Annotated in this window: 14 protein-coding genes and 1 pseudogene; 7 read left to right on the top strand and 8 right to left on the bottom strand. The window is 70.6% G+C overall.

Annotated features, from left to right (window positions below):
* The first annotated feature begins 21 nt into the window (after window positions 1-21).
* Window positions 22-1,458 carry a DNA repair protein RadA gene (gene radA / locus AC0IY0_RS05100; protein WP_147909603.1) on the top strand — a complete coding sequence of 479 codons (1,437 nt, stop codon included), beginning with the start codon at window positions 22-24 and terminating at the stop codon, window positions 1,456-1,458.
* A gap of 6 nt (window positions 1,459-1,464) precedes the next feature.
* On the opposite strand, the gene moaA is transcribed toward radA, so the two are convergent.
* Window positions 1,465-2,523, bottom strand: a complete 1,059-nt coding sequence (gene moaA / locus AC0IY0_RS05105; RefSeq protein WP_471763213.1) for a GTP 3',8-cyclase MoaA — start codon at window positions 2,521-2,523, stop codon at window positions 1,465-1,467.
* Between the two features lie 81 nt (window positions 2,524-2,604).
* Here moaA and AC0IY0_RS05110 point away from each other — a divergent pair, with 81 nt between their 5' ends.
* The 4 genes from AC0IY0_RS05110 to AC0IY0_RS05125 all read left to right on the top strand — a co-directional run bounded on the left by AC0IY0_RS05110 (window position 2,605) and on the right by AC0IY0_RS05125 (window position 4,064).
* Window positions 2,605-3,027, top strand: coding sequence for a gamma-butyrobetaine hydroxylase family protein (locus AC0IY0_RS05110; protein ID WP_147909604.1), 423 nt, complete (start codon window positions 2,605-2,607; stop codon window positions 3,025-3,027).
* A 78-nt stretch (window positions 3,028-3,105) separates the two neighbouring features.
* Complete coding sequence (locus AC0IY0_RS05115; RefSeq protein ID WP_147909605.1) at window positions 3,106-3,333, top strand: hypothetical protein; 228 nt, start codon at window positions 3,106-3,108, stop codon at window positions 3,331-3,333.
* On the top strand, window positions 3,330-3,623 hold the full coding sequence (locus tag AC0IY0_RS05120) for a type II toxin-antitoxin system RelE/ParE family toxin (protein ID WP_281407068.1): 294 nt from the start codon (window positions 3,330-3,332) through the stop codon (window positions 3,621-3,623). Before AC0IY0_RS05115 ends, AC0IY0_RS05120 begins: the two co-directional genes overlap by 4 nt.
* A 114-nt stretch (window positions 3,624-3,737) precedes the next feature.
* On the top strand, window positions 3,738-4,064 hold the full coding sequence (locus tag AC0IY0_RS05125) for a cupin domain-containing protein (protein ID WP_147909606.1): 327 nt from the start codon (window positions 3,738-3,740) through the stop codon (window positions 4,062-4,064).
* A gap of 51 nt (window positions 4,065-4,115) precedes the next feature.
* On the opposite strand, the gene AC0IY0_RS05130 is transcribed toward AC0IY0_RS05125, so the two are convergent.
* Together AC0IY0_RS05130 and mdoH are read right to left on the bottom strand one after the other, a co-directional pair.
* Entirely contained in the window at window positions 4,116-4,775 is a 660-nt protein-coding gene (locus tag AC0IY0_RS05130; protein WP_147939494.1) for a L,D-transpeptidase, read from the bottom strand.
* 237 nt (window positions 4,776-5,012) lie between these two features.
* Window positions 5,013-6,983 (bottom strand): glucans biosynthesis glucosyltransferase MdoH, encoded by a 1,971-nt coding sequence (gene mdoH, locus AC0IY0_RS05135; protein WP_471763214.1) that lies wholly within the window; start codon window positions 6,981-6,983, stop codon window positions 5,013-5,015.
* 295 nt (window positions 6,984-7,278) lie between these two features.
* Here mdoH and AC0IY0_RS05140 point away from each other — a divergent pair, with 295 nt between their 5' ends.
* Entirely contained in the window at window positions 7,279-8,787 is a 1,509-nt protein-coding gene (locus AC0IY0_RS05140; protein ID WP_471763215.1) for an OpgD/OpgG family glucan biosynthesis protein, read from the top strand.
* 10 nt (window positions 8,788-8,797) lie between these two features.
* On the opposite strand, the gene AC0IY0_RS05145 is transcribed toward AC0IY0_RS05140, so the two are convergent.
* The 5 genes from AC0IY0_RS05145 to dnaK form a co-directional block, all read right to left on the bottom strand.
* Entirely contained in the window at window positions 8,798-8,977 is a 180-nt protein-coding gene (locus AC0IY0_RS05145; RefSeq protein WP_419829988.1) for a hypothetical protein, read from the bottom strand.
* A gap of 142 nt (window positions 8,978-9,119) precedes the next feature.
* The gene (gene zwf / locus AC0IY0_RS05150) at window positions 9,120-10,592 is read right to left on the bottom strand and encodes a glucose-6-phosphate dehydrogenase (RefSeq protein ID WP_471763216.1); all 1,473 of its coding nucleotides are present in this window, start codon (window positions 10,590-10,592) and stop codon (window positions 9,120-9,122) included.
* A 251-nt stretch (window positions 10,593-10,843) separates the two neighbouring features.
* Window positions 10,844-11,482, bottom strand: a complete 639-nt coding sequence (locus AC0IY0_RS05155) for a class I SAM-dependent methyltransferase (protein ID WP_419828991.1) — start codon at window positions 11,480-11,482, stop codon at window positions 10,844-10,846.
* A gap of 201 nt (window positions 11,483-11,683) precedes the next feature.
* Complete coding sequence (dnaJ, locus tag AC0IY0_RS05160; RefSeq protein WP_147909613.1) at window positions 11,684-12,826, bottom strand: molecular chaperone DnaJ; 1,143 nt, start codon at window positions 12,824-12,826, stop codon at window positions 11,684-11,686.
* Between the two features lie 277 nt (window positions 12,827-13,103).
* Window positions 13,104-15,023, bottom strand: a complete 1,920-nt coding sequence (gene dnaK, locus AC0IY0_RS05165) for a molecular chaperone DnaK (RefSeq protein ID WP_471763217.1) — start codon at window positions 15,021-15,023, stop codon at window positions 13,104-13,106.
* 389 nt (window positions 15,024-15,412) lie between these two features.
* Here dnaK and AC0IY0_RS05170 point away from each other — a divergent pair.
* A pseudogene (locus AC0IY0_RS05170) lies at window positions 15,413-15,694 on the top strand (hypothetical protein); the annotation flags it as partial.

Genomic DNA, 15,694 nt, shown 5'->3' on the forward strand with positions numbered 1-15,694 from the left:
ACCGGCGGCGCGCGGACCCGAATGGCCAAGATCCACCAGACCTTCGTCTGCCAGTCCTGCGGGGCGGTCTACAACCGCTGGCGCGGGCGCTGCGAGGCCTGCAACGGCTGGAACACGATCGTCGAGGAGGCCGCCGCGGCGCCGGGCCAGTCCGGTCCGGTCGCGACGCGGCCGTCCCGCGCCCGCGGCCGGGTGTTTCCGCTCGAGGGCCTGACAGGCGAGACCAAGGAGGCGCCGCGCATCCCCTCGGGGATCGGCGAGCTCGACCGGGTCACCGGCGGCGGCTTCGTGCGCGGCTCGGTGATCCTGCTCGGCGGCGATCCCGGCATCGGCAAGTCCACCCTGCTGATGCAGGCCTCCGCCGCCATGGCGGGGACCGGCGAGCGGGTCGCCTACATCTCCGGCGAGGAGGCGGTGGGGCAGGTGCGCCTGCGGGCCGAGCGGCTGGGCTTGAGTTCCCGTCCGGTGGATCTGGCCGCCGAGACCAACGTCGAGGACATCATCGAGACCCTGAGCCAGGGCCGCCCGCCGGCGCTCGCGATCATCGATTCGATCCAGACCATGTGGACCGAGACCGTCGAATCGGCCCCCGGCACGGTCACGCAGGTGCGCTCCTCGGCCCAGGCGCTGATCCGCTTCGCCAAGACCACCGGCACCGCGGTGATCCTGGTCGGCCACGTCACCAAGGACGGACAGATCGCCGGCCCCCGGGTGGTGGAGCACATGGTCGACGCGGTGGCCTCGTTCGAGGGCGACCAGGGCCACCATTTCCGCATCCTGCGCGCCGTGAAGAACCGCTTCGGCCCCACCGACGAGATCGGGGTGTTCGAGATGACCGATGCGGGGCTCGCCGAGGTGCCCAACCCCTCGGCCCTGTTCCTGGCCGGGCGCGACCACCAGGCCGCCGGCACCGCGGTCTTCGCCGGGATGGAGGGCACGCGGCCCCTGCTGGTGGAGATCCAGGCGCTGGTGGCGCCGTCCTCGCTCGGCATGCCCCGCCGGGCCGTGGTCGGCTGGGACCCGAACCGGCTGTCCATGGTGCTGGCCGTGCTGGAGGCCCATGGCGGCATCCGGCTCGGCACCCACGACGTTTACCTGAATGTCGCCGGCGGCCTGCGCATCACCGAACCGGCCGCCGACCTCGCGGTGGCGGCCGCCCTGGTCTCGTCCCTGTCGGGGGCGGTGCTGCCGCCGGAGACCGTCTATTTCGGCGAGATCGGCCTGTCCGGGGCGATCCGCCCGGTGGCGCAGGCGGGCGCCCGGCTGAAGGAGGCCCAGAAGCTCGGATTCGCCAAGGCGCTGATCCCGCAGGGCCGGGGCGAGGGCGACAAGGCTCTGGCGGTGGAGACGCTGCGCCACATCGCCGACCTGGTGGCGGGAATCAGCGCCGGGGCGCCGCGGAGGGGATCCGGACAGCGCGGACGAGCGCAGTCGCGCTACGCCGACGAGGAGATGTGACGCGCGCTACCCGCCCGTCACGCTCATGTGGCGCGGCACCGCGGCCGGGCGCTGGCGCTCGATGACGAAGTCGTGGCCCTTCGGCTTGCGCGTGATCGCCTCGACCACCGCCGCCGCCAGCACGGCATCATCCGGGGAGGCGCGCAGCACGGCACGCAGATCCGCGGAATCCTCCTGGCCGAGGCACAGGTAAAGCTGGCCGGTGCAGGTCAGGCGCACCCGGTTGCAGCTCTCGCAGAAATTGTGGGTCAGCGGCGTGATGAAGCCGAGCTTGCCGCCGGTCTCCTCGACCCGGACGTAGCGCGCCGGGCCGCCGGTGCGGTCGGAGAGCGGGGTCAGGGTGAAGCGGCTCTCCAGGCGCTGCCGCGCCACCGAGAGCGGCAGGAACTGGTCCGTGCGGTCGGCCTCGATCTCGCCCAGCGGCATGACTTCGATCAGCGTCATGTCCATGCCCAGACCGTGGGCCCAGGTGATCATGTCGGGGATTTCGTCGGCGTTGACGTCGCGCAGGGCCACCGCGTTGATCTTGACCTTCATGCCGGCCGCCCGCGCGGCCGCGATGCCGTCGAGCACCACCGGCAGGTCGCCCCGCCGGGTGATCGCCCGGAACTTCTGGGGGTCCAGCGTATCCAGGGACACGTTGATCCGGCGCACCCCGAAGCTCGCCAGCTCGGCGGCGTAGCGCGTGAGCTGGGTGCCGTTGGTGGTGAGCGTCAGCTCCTCGAGCGCGCCGGAATCGAGGTGGCGCGACAGGCGGCGGAACAGGTGCATGATGTCGCGGCGGACCAGCGGCTCGCCGCCGGTGATCCGCAACTTGCGCACGCCCCGGGCGATGAACACGCCGCAGAGCCGGTCCAGCTCCTCCAGGGTCAGCAGGTCGCGCTTGGGCAGGAACTGCATGGTCTCCGACATGCAGTAGGCGCAGCGCAAATCGCAGCGATCCGTCACGGAGATGCGCAGGTACGAGATCGCCCGCTGGAACGGGTCGATCAGCGGTGCGGGGTTCGGCGCGCGGGGCGCCGCGGCCGAAAACCCCTGCGGCGTGCTGGAGATGTCATCGAGCATGATTGAGCATATGATGCCCGATACGGTCGTGGGCAAGCCGACCCCGGGCCGCGGCCCCGGAATGCTTGAGGAGTGTGACCCGTGAACGAGGATCTGTGGCCGACCGAGATCCGCCTGTCGGCCGACCGGCGGGTGCTGAACGTCGCCTTCGAGGACGGAGCGCGCTTCGCCCTGCCGGCCGAGTACCTGCGGGTGTCGAGCCCGTCGGCCGAGGTGCAGGGACATTCGCCCTTGGAGCGCAAGGTGATCGGCGGCAAGCGCGCCGTGGCGATCCTGGCCGTGGACCCGATCGGCAACTACGCGGTCAAGCTCGGCTTCGACGACATGCACGACACCGGGATCTACGGCTGGGAATACCTCCACATCCTCGGCCGCGAATACGAATCCCGGTGGCAGACCTACCTCACCGAACTGGCCGAGCGCGGGCTCGACCGCGAGACCGCGCGCACAGCCCCGGTGAAGCAGACCGGGGGCTGCGGCTCGGGCTCGTGCGGCTGCCATTGAGGTCGACTGGTCAGAAAGCCGGCAGCTTCTGCGCCAAGACGACTTCTCTCGGCAATGATTCTGACGCACGATGACGGCATGACGGAGCTTCTCGACCGAGCCATCGCGCGCGTGCGCATGCTGCCCTCCGAAACCCAGGACGAGCTGGCCGGCGTCCTCCTGCGCCTCGCCGGCGAGGACGAGCCTGTCTACCGGATCAGCCCGGAGGAAGAAGCGTCTTTCGTGAACTCGCGCGCCCAGGCGGCGCGGCGTGATTTCGCTTCGGATGAGCAGATCCGGGCGATCTGGGCGAAGCACGGGCTTTGAGACTGCGCTTTACCGCGGATGCGGCGGCGGAACTTGAGCGTGTGCTCTCGGAGATCGCGCAGGCATCGCCTCAAGGGGCACGACGCGTTCAGGGCCGGATCCAGATTGTCCTCGATTTCCTTCTGGATCAGCCGAGAAGCGGCCGGTTGACGAGCCTAAAAAATCTCCGGCGCATCGCAGTGCGACCCCACCCGTATTTAATTTTCTACGAGGCTTCCGAAGACGAAGTCGTCATCATCGGAATCCGCCATGGTGCTCGTGCCCCCTCCTCGATGCCGGGAGCGCCGTGACGCGCGGTCGGGCCGATCGGGCGTTCAGATCTGACCGGCTCTCCGGCCGGCGATCGCATCCTCATCTTTGGACGTTCGGTGCGAGCCGGACGTCTCGCCAGCCCCGGAGCCACCATGGCCTTCACCTGCACGATCCCCGCAGTGCCCACGATCCAGCAGGACGACGCCACGGTCCGCATCACCCGCTGGGATTTCTCGCCCGGGGCGGTGACCGGCTGGCACGAGCACGGCTGGCCGTATTTCGTGGTGATGCTGGTCGAGGGCGTGCTGCGCGTCCATGACGGGGCGGCGGTCAGCGAGACCCTGCTGGCGGCCGGGCAATCCTACATGCGCCCGGCCGGAATCCGGCACGACGTGATGAACGGGTCGGAGCACCCGATCGCGTTCATCGAGATCGAGGTGAAGCGCCCCGACGCGCTGGTGACATTGCCCGAGGCCTGAACGCAAAAGGGCCGGCCTCGCGGCCGGCCCCATCCAAAAAGTCCCAAAAAATCAGCGCTGGACGATGACCTTCGTGCCGACCTTGGCGCGGGTGTAGAGGTCGGTTACGTCGTCGTTCGTCATGCGGATGCAGCCCGAGGAGACGGCGGTGCCGATGGTCTCCGGCTCGTTCGAGCCGTGGATCCGGTAGATCGAGCCGCCGAGATACATGGCGCGGGCGCCGAGGGGGTTCTCGATCCCGCCCTTCATGTAGCGCGGCAGGTCGGGCCGGCGGCGCAGCATGGTCGACGGCGGACGCCAATCCGGCCACTCGCGCTTCATCGTGATGGTCTGCACGCCGCCCCAGGTGAAGCCCGGACGGCCGACGCCGACGCCGTAGCGCAGGGCCTGGCCGCCGCCCATCACGTAGTAGAGCCGCCGCTCGGCCGTGGAGACCACGATCGTGCCGGCGCCGTAGGGGCCGCTATACGCCACGGTCTCGCGCGGGATCGCCGACATCTGCGGCACCGCCGCGTCCATGGGGTCGGCCGGGTTGAGGGAGGCGTTGGCCACCGGCACCGCCACGGTCTCGACGGCCTGCGGACGCACCCGCACGGACAGTGCATCGTTCAGAGGCTGACGGGTCAGCGGGTCGATCTCGTAGGCGAACGCCGGCGCGGTGCAGGCGACCGCGCCGAAGAGCCCTACGAGGGCGGGAAGGAAACGACGCATCAAAGCCTCTCGGGGCAGGCGCGAAATGGAGTGGGAACGCAGCGAATTACTGGGGCACGATGCCGTGCCGATCCTCGCCAAGGGGTAAACGCTCGCGTCCCAAAACCAAGTCTCAAACCGCCCCGCTCGGCCGGTTCCGCTCCTCCGTGACTCGATGGCAACACTGTGGCAGCTTGGCCATAAGCGCGGGATGGACCGGGGCGTTTACGCGTATCCGCCCCGGTCCGGCGCCGACGCTCACGCCTCGTCGGCGGCGAGCCAGATCGTGGGCTCCAGGGCCGCCGCGCGGACGAGGGCCGGCGCGGCGGCCGGGAGGCCGCGGATCTGGCTCAGCTCGGCCAGCTCGGGCGCCTGCGCGGTGTCGTCGGCGGTGAGGAACAGGCCCCGGGCCCGGGCGGCGCGGCCGAGATCGGCCCGGCTGGTCCAGACGCTCTGCGCCGGGCTCGTGAGCAGCGCGAGCGCCAGGGGCGCCAGCCACAGGCCGAGCCAGGCATCGCCGGCCCAGACCAGGGCGAAGACGATCAGCGCCCCGACCACCACGGCGTCGGCCTGCAGCCGGAACGCCTCCGACCAGGAGACCTGCCGGTCGTCGCGGTCCTGGGTCTCCCAGCGCACCACCCGGCCCAGGAAGGTCGAGACCACGGCGCCGGCGGTGAACAGGGTCAGCACCGGCCACAGGATCACCCACACGGCCTGCTCCAGGGCGGCGCTCGCCAGCAGCGCCCGGGTCCCGCCGAACGCCGCCCGGCGCCCGGGCGAGGCGAGGACGTGGCCGAGGCTCAGGACCTTGGGCAGCGCCAGCACGGCAAGGCTGAGGGCGGCGAGGCCGTGGGCGGCGGCGCCGTGGCCGGTCAGCCCGTAGGCGAGCAGGCCGAGGTCGCCGGTGCGGGCCGCCTGCCAGGAGGCCAGACCCAGGAAGGCGATCCAGAGCGGCAGCATGCCGTAGGCCAGGATGCCGACCGCGAGGTGCCAGCGGCTGGCCGCGTGCAGCCCGGCCCAGGGCAGGACGCGCAGGTGCTGCAGGTTGCCCTGGCACCAGCGGCGCTCGCGGCCGAGCAGGTCGACGAGGTTCGTGGGCATCTCCTCCCAGGTCCCGCCCATCTCGGGCAGCAGGCGAACCTCCCAGCCGGCCCGGACCATCAGGGCGCCCTCGACGATGTCGTGGCACAGGATCTCGCCGCCGAGCGGCGCCCGGCCGGGCAGGACAGGCAGCTGTGCGTTCTGCGCGAAGGCCTCGATCCGCAGGATCGCGTTGTGGCCCCAGTAGCTGCCCTCCGGGCCCTGCCAGGTCTCCAGGCAGCGCAGGGCCAGCGGCGCGTAGAGGCGCACGGCGAATTGCTGGATCCGGGCGAACAGCGTGTCCCGGCCCGCCGCGTACGAGACGGTCTGGATCAGGCCGGTGCGGGGGCTCTCGTCCATCAGGCCCACGAGCCGGGTCATGGCAGCGCCGGTCATCAGGCTGTCGGCGTCGAGGACGATCATGTAGGCGTAGTCCGCGCCGTGGCTGCGGCAGAACGCGCCGATGTTGCCGGCCTTGCGGCCGGTGTTCTCGGTCCGGCGGCGGTAGCGGATCCGCGGCAGGGCCGGGTCGGCCTCCGCCCAGGCCAGGATGCGGGCGAATTCGTGTTCCTCGACGGCCGCGATCGCGCCGTCCCGGGTGTCCGACAGGACGAAGATGTCGATGGCTTTCCCCGAGCCCTTCGCCTGCTCGCGCGCCAGCGAGCGGGCCATCACCCGGAGCCTGGCGAACACCGCCACCGCGTCCTCGGCGTGGATCGCCACCACGGCGGCGGTCCGGCCGGAGCCCGCGGCGGGCGCTTCGGCGGCCTCCGCCCGGCGCTCCAGCACCGACTTCGCCCGGTCGCCCAGGAGCGTGGCCACGAGCCCGTAGACGTATTGGCAGGCGACAAACGCCTGCCAGCCCATCAGCAGGCCGAACAGGACAAGGAGGGTCCAGGCCAGCGGGCTGCCGCCGGCCGGGTAGGCGGTGGCCGCCAGCCATGCGAGACCGCCCGCGGTGGCGAGGCTCGGGACCGCCAGGGCGAGGCGCCGGGCCAGCAGGGCCCGGCGGCGGCCGGCCCAGGCCTCGGGTTCGGGGGGAACCGCGCCGGTCCATACAGGCTGGGGATCGGGAATGCCCGGACAGGCGTTCCGGTGCGGCCGCTCGGCGGAGGCGGTAACGCGTGAGGAGGGGACGCGTGAGGACATGGCGCGAGGAACTCGACCGTGGAAGCCTGCCGGCTGCCTCGCCGCGGGCGGGCGGGAACCGATGAGCGTGGACACCGATATGCGGGGCGAGGACACGCAGCCGACCCGGCCGCACAGGCAGCCGGAGGCCGAACGGATCGATCCCCCCTCCCGACGCCGCGTTCTCAGGACGGCCCTGACCGCGGCTGCCGGCAGTATTCTACCTAGCGCTATAGATCTGAATGGCGCCCGAACATGGGCCGGACCGGCGCTTCAGCCGCAGGGACCGGTCTCCGGGGCTTCCGAGGACGCCCCGATGACCTTCGAGACCCTGGTGGCGCAGGCCGAGCGCCTGGCGGCCGCCCCCTACGCGGCCCCGCCCAGCGAGTTGCCGCCCGCGCTGACCGGGCTGGATTACGACGGCTACCGGAGCATCGTCTTCCGGCCGTCCGAGGGGGTGCCGCTGGGCCGCCATTTCAGCGCGCAGCTGTTCCATCGCGGCTTCCTGCAGCGCAAGCGCGTGGCGCTCTACCTCCAGCCGCGCACCGGCCCGGCCCGGCCGATCCCGTACGAGAGCCGGATGTTCGACCTCGGCGGGCGGCTCGCCGGCCAGGGTTTTCCGGCCGATCTCGGCTTCGCGGGCTTCCGCCTGCACTACGCCTTCCCGGACACGCCGGCCTGGCGGTCCGAGGGCTTCCAGGAGGAGTTCCTGGTCTTCCTCGGCGCGTCCTATTTCCGGCTGCGCGCGGCCGGCCAGGAATACGGGCTCTCGGCCCGGGGGCTCGCCATCGGCACCGGCGCCCCGGAGGGCGAGGAGTTTCCCGACTTCATCGCCCACTGGCTGTGCGAGCCGGAGCCGGAGGCGCGCACCCTCACGGTGCTGTCGCTCCTCGACAGCCCGAGCGTGTCCGGCGCCTATCGGTTCGTGATCACCCCCGGGGCCCCGGCGCGGATCGCCGTCACCGCGTCGCTCCACCCGCGCACCGCGATCCCGCGGCTCGGGCTGGCGCCGCTCACCAGCATGTTCCTGTACGGCCAGAACGGGCCCGGCGCCCGGGGCGCCAAGCCGTTCGACGACTTCCGCCCGCAGGTGCACGATTCCGATGGGCTGTGCGTCGCCACCCCGGGCGACCGGCTGTGGCGGCCGCTGGTCAACGGACGCCGGCAGCCGCAGATCTCGGCCTTCGGGGCGAAGCCGCTCACCGGGTTCGGGCTGCTGCAGCGGGAGCGGAGCTTTGCCGCCTATCTGGACGTGGAGGCGCGCCAGGAGGCCCGGCCCGGCCTGTGGGTGTCGCCCGACCAAGGGCGTGCCTTCGCGGAGGGCGCCGTGCAGCTCTACGAGATCCCCTCGGACGAAGAGTACATGGATAACATCGTGGCGGCCTTCGCGCCGGCCGATCCGGTGCAGCCGGGCACGGCCCTGCGTCTCGCCTACGGCCTGACCACCGTGGGGGCGGAGCCCGCGGACGCGATCCCGCAACCCGCGCTCGCCCGGGTCACCGAGACCCGGTTCGGTTCGGCCGAGCGCCTGCGCCCGACCGTCCCGCCGAGGCCGGAGCGGCGCCTCTGCATAATCGATTTCAAGGGTCCGTCACTGCCGAAGGGTCCGGACGAGGCGGTCGCCGCGGAGGTCTCGGCCAGCGCCGGCACGCTGCACGAGCCGGTGGCCAACTTCGTGCCGCAGACCGGCGGCTGGCGCGTCTACGTGGAGTGGCGGCCGCCCCAGCCGATGCCGGCGGGGGACATCGTGCTGCGGGTGCGGCTGATCCGCAAAACCACGCCGCTCAGCGAGCCGCTCAGCGAGACTTGGGACGCGGTGGTCTGATGATCCCCGCTCAGGCGCTGCGCCGCTCGCGCTCCAGGCGTTTTGCGAGGCGGGTGGCGCCGTAGACCTCGCTCAGGCGGCGGCGGGCGGCGGAGATCGGCGGCGCCTGCCGCTCGACATGGGCGGCCGCGATGACCCGCAGGGCGGCGTCGACCGAGCGCTCCAGCCGGCGTTCGGCCGAGCCGGCCATGCCTGGATCCGTGTTCAGCATGCGATGATCCCTCGTGCGAGGCCGGGCCCGCCCTCTCGCGGGGCGGTGACCGGCGGCGGGGACCAATCTCGTCATCCGGCTTGACCGCATCAAGGCAGCTTGGCCGTAAGCCGCCGCGCCGTTACCGCAGCTCCTCGTGCCAGGTCCGCCCGTCGCGCTCGATCAGCGCGATGGCGGCGGTGGGCCCCCAGCTCCCGGCCGGGTAGGGCCGCGGCGCCTCCGGACGGTCGGCCCAGGCCTTGAGCACGCCGTCGGCCCAGGCCCAGGCGGCCTCGACCTCGTCGCGGCGCATGAACAGGGTGGCGTTGCCCCGGACCACGTCCATCAGCAGGCGCTCGTAGGCGTCCGGGTAGCGCTGCTTGAAGGTCTCCTCGAAGGAGATGTCGAGGTCGGTCGGGCGCAGCCGCAGGCCACCGGGGCCCGGATCCTTGGTCATCACCTCGAGCTTCATGCCCTCCTGCGGCTGCAGGCGGATCACGAGGCGGTTGGGCTCGCGCCCGAACGCCTCCTCGGGGAAGATCGAGAACGGCGAGGCCCGGAACTGGACCACGATCTCCGACAGCTTCTGCGGCAGGCGCTTGCCGGTGCGCAGGTAGAACGGCACCCCGGCCCAGCGCCCGGACTGGATCTCGACCTTCATGGCCACGAAGGTCTCGGTCCGGCTCTCGTGGCCCAGCTCGGCGAGGTAGCCCTCCACCGGCTTGCCGTCGACGGCGCCCGCCACGTACTGGCCGCGGACCGTGGCGAACTGGATGTCGTGGGCGGTGATCGGCTTGAGGGCGCGCAGCACCTTCAGCTTCTCGTCGCGCACCGAGTTGGCCTCGAGGTTGAGCGGGCTCTCCATGGCGGTGAGGCACAGGAGCTGCAGGATGTGGTTCTGCAGCATGTCGCGCATCGCGCCCGAGGTGTCGTAGTAGCCGGCCCGGCCCTCGACCCCGACCGTCTCGGCCACGGTGATCTGGACGTGGTCGATCACGTCCGAGGTCCAGAGCCGCTCGAAGATCGTGTTGGCGAACCGCAGGGACAGCAGGTTCTGCACCGTCTCCTTGCCGAGGTAGTGGTCGATCCGGAAGATCTGCGATTCGGGGAAGACCTCGCCGACCGCGTCGTTGATCGCACGGGCCGATTTCAGATCCTTGCCGATCGGCTTCTCCAGCACGACCCGCGACTTCTCGCCCACGAGCCCGTGCGCGGCGAGGTTGCGGCAGATCGAGCCGTAGAGGTCGGGCGAGGTGGCGAGATAATAGGGCCGGACCTGGTCGGGCCGCTCGTCGAGCTTGGCCACGAGGTCGGCCCAGCCGCTCTCGCCGGCCCCGTCCACCGCGACGTAATCCACGTGGTCGAGGAAGGCGTGGAGCGCATCCTCGGTGAGGTCCGAGGCGGGCACGAAGCGCTTGAGCGCGTCCCTCGCATGCTCCCGGAACGCGTCGGTGGACAGCTCCGAGCGCGAGGCGCCGATGATTCGGCTGGTCTGCGGGATCTGCCCGTCCCGGAACCGGTAGAACAGCGCCGGCAGCAGCTTGCGCGCCGTGAGATCGCCGGTGGCGCCGAACACGACGCAGTCGAACGAGGCAACGGGGATGATCGTGGCCAAAAGAGCGGCTCCCTGGTGTCGTGCGCGGGTGCAGCGCGGCGGGCGCGCCGCACTGACCTAACCTGGGTGCAAACGCTTCGCCAGACGAGGGGGGACCGTCAGCAAGGTCCGCGGCGCATGCCTCCGGATGAAGAGCTGAACGCCGGCTCGGTCCGATGCAGGCCTGTCAGCGCAGCTCAGCGAAGCAACCGAGGGCTCCGCGCGGCGCGGCGTTCCGCTCGATGGGACAGTTGGTGGCAACAAGAGGTGTCCTACGGCCGGCGATACACCCAGACCCGCGCGGGCGGCAGGTTCAGCCAGACCCGGTTCGAGCGGTCCGCCGTGTAGCTGCCGGCCTCGCAGCGAGCCGGGATCGGCGGCACCACCGCGTAGGTGAACTGCACGAACGGCGCGCCCGGCTGCATCAGGTCGTGGGCGGCGTTGAGCAGGTCGAGGCGCTGCTCCAGCGGCTTGGTGAACAGCGGCAGGCTCGAGATGGTCGCGGCGGCGGGCTGGGACAGCGCCGTCTTGAGGGTCGCGCGCATGTCGTAGGCATCGCCGCGGATCACGGTCACACCCGGGAAGCGCCGGGTCAGCAGGCGGCAGAAATCCGGGTTGAACTCCACCAGGATCAGCCGCGAGGGCGCGATGCCCCGGCGGATCAGCGCCTCCGTGACCGGGCCGGTGCCGGGGCCGAGCTCGACCACCGGGCCTTCGCGGCGCGGATCGACGTAAGACGCCATGGTCCGGGCCAGCATCTTGCCGGACGGGGTTACGGCGCCGGTCACGAGCGGCCGCTCGAACCAGGAACGGAGGAAGCGGGCTTCGTCCTCCAGGGGGTCGCGCCGCGGCCCAAGATTGTCCCCCCTGGCGGCAGGGGCCTTCGCACTGGGACGGCGGAGCGGCGGCAAGTCCTGGATTCCTCGAAGCCGATGGGAATGGAAGGCTAAGGCAACGCGCCGTCTTACAGTCAAGCCGGGCCGGCGCCTAGGGTAAGCATGCCACGCTCGCCGGATGCATAACGGGCGTGCACCGGTTCGGATCCGGCCCAACGCGCCCGCCGCCGACCGGGATGCCGATTCGACCCCGGCGAGCGCGTCGGATCGGCGTTCCTAGGGTCGAACGGCGCTGCCGAAGAAATCCCGCACCTTGGCGAAGAAGCCCGCTGATTCCGGGTGATTCTCCGGCAAGGCCGATTGGTCGAACTCCTGCAGCAGCTCGCGCTGGCGCTTGGTCAGGTTCTGCGGGGTCTCGACGAAGACCTGGATGTAGAGGTCGCCGACCTCCCGGGAGCGGAGCACCGGCATGCCCTTGCCCTTGATCCGGAACTGCTTGGCGGTCTGCGTTCCGGCCGGGATCCGCACCTGGGTCTGCGAGCCGTCGATCACCGGCACGGTGATCTCGCCCGCGAGCGCCGCCGTGACCATCGAGATCGGCACCCGGCAGAACAGGTCGGCGCCGTCGCGCTGGAAGAACTCGTGCTGCTTGATCGACAGGAACACGTAGAGGTCCCCGGGCGGGCCGCCGCGCAGCCCGCTCTCGCCCTCGCCGGCCAGCCGGATGCGCAGGCCGTCATCGACGCCCGCCGGCACGTTGATCGAGAGCGTGCGCTCGCGGTTGACCCGGCCGGCGCCCTGGCAGGTGGCGCAGGGGTCGTCGACGATCTCGCCGCGGCCGTGGCAGTTCGGGCAGGTCCGTTCGATGGCGAAGAAGCCCTGCGCGGCCCGCACCCGGCCGTAGCCCGCGCAGGTCGGGCAGGCGCGCGGCTTCGAGCCCGGCTTGGCGCCCGAGCCGTCGCAGGCCTCGCAGGTCACCGAGGTCGGGATCCGGATCGTCTCGGCCTTGCCGATGAAGGCCTCTTCGAGGGTGATCTCGAGGTTGTAGCGCAGGTCTGAGCCGCGCTCGCGGCCCGGCGTCCCGCCGCCACGGCCGCGCTGGGCGCCGCCCCGGCCGTCGCCGAAGAAGTTGTCGAAGATGTCCGACATGAAGTCGCCGAACTCGTTTCCGAATCCGGGGCCGCCCGCACCCTGGCTGAAGGCGGCGTGGCCGAACTTGTCGTAGGCCGCGCGCTTCTGCCCGTCCGAGAGGCACTGATAGGCCTCGTTCAATTCCTTGAACTTGATCTCGGCTTCCTTGTCGCCGGGATTGCGGTCGGGATGAAAGGTCATCGCGAGCTTGCGGAAGGCGACCTTCAGCTCACCTTCCGTCGCGGTCTTGGCGCATCCCAGGATCTCGTAATAGTCCCGCTTCGACATCCCACCCAGTCTCCGGACACTCAGAAGGCGCTGTGTTCCCTGGACCTGTCCCCAGGACCCGCCGGGGCGGGCCGTTCAGGGGGCGGTCTCGAGCAGGGTGAGCGGGCCGAGGCATCGCCGCGATCGTGGCGACCCCGGCGCTCTAGCATGAGCCGGCCGGTCCGAGGTTGAATTCGGACGATATCCGGGTCCTGCGGCGCCCGCGCAACAGCGCGTCTCACAAGCAGAGGCGGGGCCGGATCGCTCCGGCCCCGCACGGTCCTGTCGAAGCGACGCCTCAGGCGCGCTTCTTCTGGTCCTTCTCGTCGACCTCCTGGAAGTCGGCGTCGATGACGTCGTCCTTCTTCTCGGAGGCGCCCGCCTCGGCACCGGCCTCGGGGCCGGCACCCTGCTGGTTGGTGCTGTACATCGCCTCGCCGAGCTTCATCGAGGCCTGCATCAGGTCCGTGGTCCGGGCCTTGATGGTCTCGACGTCCTCGCCCTCGAGCGCGGTCTTGAGCGCGGTCATCGCGGTCTCGATCGCGCCCTTGTCGGCGGCCGGGACCTTGTCGCCGTACTCCGCGACCGACTTCTCGGTGGCGTGGACCAGGCTCTCGCCCTGGTTCTTCACCTCGACCAGCTCGCGGCGCTTCTTGTCCGCCTCGGCGTTGGCCTCGGCGTCCTTCACCATCCGGTCGATGTCGGCGTCCGAGAGGCCGCCCGAGGCCTGGATGCGGATCTGGTGCTCCTTGTTCGTCGCCTTGTCCTTGGCCGTCACGTTGACGATGCCGTTGGCGTCGATGTCGAAGGTCACCTCGATCTGCGGCATGCCGCGGGGTGCCGGCGGGATGCCGACGAGGTCGAACTGGCCGAGCAGCTTGTTGTCGGCCGCCATCTCGCGCTCGCCCTGGAAGACCCGGATCGTAACGGCGTTCTGGTTGTCCTCCGCCGTCGAGAAGGTCTGGGACTTCTTGGTCGGGATCGTGGTGTTGCGGTCGATGAGCCGGGTGAACACGCCGCCCAGCGTCTCGATGCCCAGCGACAGCGGGGTCACGTCGAGCAGCAGCACGTCCTTGACGTCGCCCTGGAGCACGCCCGCCTGCACGGCGGCGCCGATCGCCACGACCTCATCGGGGTTGACGCCCTTGTGCGGCTCCTTGCCGAAGAAGGACTTCACCACCTCCTGGATCTTGGGCATCCGGATCATGCCGCCGACCAGCACCACCTCGTCGATCTCGGAGGCCGACACGCCGGCATCCTTGAGCGCCTTGCGGCAGGGCTCGATCGTGCGCTGCACCAGGTCGTCCACCAGCGACTCGAACTTCGCCCGGCTGAGCTTCAGCGCGAGGTGCTTCGGGCCGGTCTGGTCGGCGGTGATGTAGGGCAGGTTGATCTCGGTCTGGGTGGCCGAGGACAGCTCGATCTTCGCCTTCTCGGCGGCCTCCTTGAGGCGCTGGAGGGCGAGCTTGTCCTTGGTCAGGTCGATGCCCTGCTCCTTCTTGAACTCGGCGGTCAGGTACTCGACCACGCGGTTGTCGAAGTCCTCGCCGCCCAGGAAGGTGTCGCCGTTGGTGGACTTCACCTCGAACACGCCGTCGCCGATTTCGAGGATCGACACGTCGAAGGTGCCGCCGCCGAGGTCGTAGACCGCGATGGTGCCGGCCTTCTTCTTGTCGAGACCGTACGCGAGGGCGGCCGCGGTCGGCTCGTTGATGATGCGCAGCACCTCGAGGCCCGCGATCTTGCCGGCGTCCTTGGTCGCCTGGCGCTGGGCGTCGTTGAAGTAGGCCGGGACCGTGATGACCGCCTGCGTGACCGGCTGACCGAGATGCGACTCCGCGGTCTCCTTCATCTTCTGGAGCGTGAAGGCGGAGATCTGCGAGGGCGAATACTTCTTGCCGTCGGCCTCGACCCAGGCGTCGCCGTTGTCGCCGCGGACGATCGTGTAGGGGACGAGGCCCTTGTCCTTCTGGGTCATCGGGTCGTCGAAGGTGCGCCCGACGAGCCGCTTGATGGCGAAGAACGTGCGCTCGGGGTTCGTGACCGCCTGACGCTTGGCCGGCTGGCCGACGAGCCGCTCGCCGTCGTCCGTGAAGGCGACGATCGACGGCGTGGTGCGGGCGCCTTCAGAATTCTCGATGACCCGGGGCTGCGTGCCTTCCATGACGGCCACGCACGAATTGGTGGTGCCCAGATCGATACCGATAACTTTACCCATGGTGGGATCCCTCTTCTGTCGCGTTCAAGCAGACCGCCGAGCCCCGAAGCAGCTCGGCCCATGGCGGATGTGCATGTGATGTGAGTATGGGACCCGGGCCGGATCAAGGGCCGTGAACGGCTGAAATCCAGCGCGTAATCCCGCGTCGAGGGCGATATAAGAACCCCCGGACGGGCTCGCAAGGCAAAGCCGGCCCGTTGGCCCCGGCGATCGGATTTTCTGCCAACGCGTTGGCGCTCCTGAAAAATCCTGCCGTGACGCCGGCCCTGCCCGAATGGCGTCGATGCATTTTGTTGCTCTGCTGCCACGTCAAGGCCATCGATGGCGTGTTAACGGTTCGACAAGGGGTTGAGCGTGGCCCCGCCACCTCGTCCTCTCGTCAGAGCCAGATGCCTCGGACCCGCAGCCTCCTGCTCCCCCGCCTGCTCCCCGTCCTGGCGGCCGCGATCGCGGTTCCCGCGCTGCTCGGCGCCCCGCCGGCGCAGGCCCAGAACTTCTTCGAGCGCCTGTTCGGGATCAAGCCCGAACGGCCGCCGGTGCCGCCCCGCGGCGTGCCCGAGGGTCCGCCCGCGGCCCCCGCCCCGGGGGAGCCCGGCCCCGGCAGCCTCGAAGCGCGGCGCGCCTTCGGGCTTGCCCGCGGAGGACAGGGTAATGGGGTTGCCGTTGGCGAG

It is taken from the genome of Methylobacterium sp. AC315 (assembly GCF_979253755.1).

Excerpts from the sequence above, each read along its gene's own strand:
- radA (WP_147909603.1), top strand. The coding sequence starts at position 22 with ATGGCCAAGATCCACCAGACCTTCGTCTGCCAGTCCTGCGGGGCGGTC.
- mdoH (WP_471763214.1), bottom strand. The coding sequence starts at position 6,983 with ATGTCCTCACGCGTCCCCTCCTCACGCGTTACCGCCTCCGCCGAGCGG.
- AC0IY0_RS05130 (WP_147939494.1), bottom strand. The coding sequence starts at position 4,775 with ATGCGTCGTTTCCTTCCCGCCCTCGTAGGGCTCTTCGGCGCGGTCGCC.
- dnaJ (WP_147909613.1), bottom strand. The coding sequence starts at position 12,826 with ATGTCGAAGCGGGACTATTACGAGATCCTGGGATGCGCCAAGACCGCG.
- AC0IY0_RS05125 (WP_147909606.1), top strand. The coding sequence starts at position 3,738 with ATGGCCTTCACCTGCACGATCCCCGCAGTGCCCACGATCCAGCAGGAC.
- AC0IY0_RS05140 (WP_471763215.1), top strand. The coding sequence starts at position 7,279 with ATGACCTTCGAGACCCTGGTGGCGCAGGCCGAGCGCCTGGCGGCCGCC.
- dnaK (WP_471763217.1), bottom strand. The coding sequence starts at position 15,023 with ATGGGTAAAGTTATCGGTATCGATCTGGGCACCACCAATTCGTGCGTG.
- AC0IY0_RS05145 (WP_419829988.1), bottom strand. The coding sequence starts at position 8,977 with ATGGCCGGCTCGGCCGAACGCCGGCTGGAGCGCTCGGTCGACGCCGCC.
- AC0IY0_RS05115 (WP_147909605.1), top strand. The coding sequence starts at position 3,106 with ATGACGGAGCTTCTCGACCGAGCCATCGCGCGCGTGCGCATGCTGCCC.
- moaA (WP_471763213.1), bottom strand. The coding sequence starts at position 2,523 with ATGCTCGATGACATCTCCAGCACGCCGCAGGGGTTTTCGGCCGCGGCG.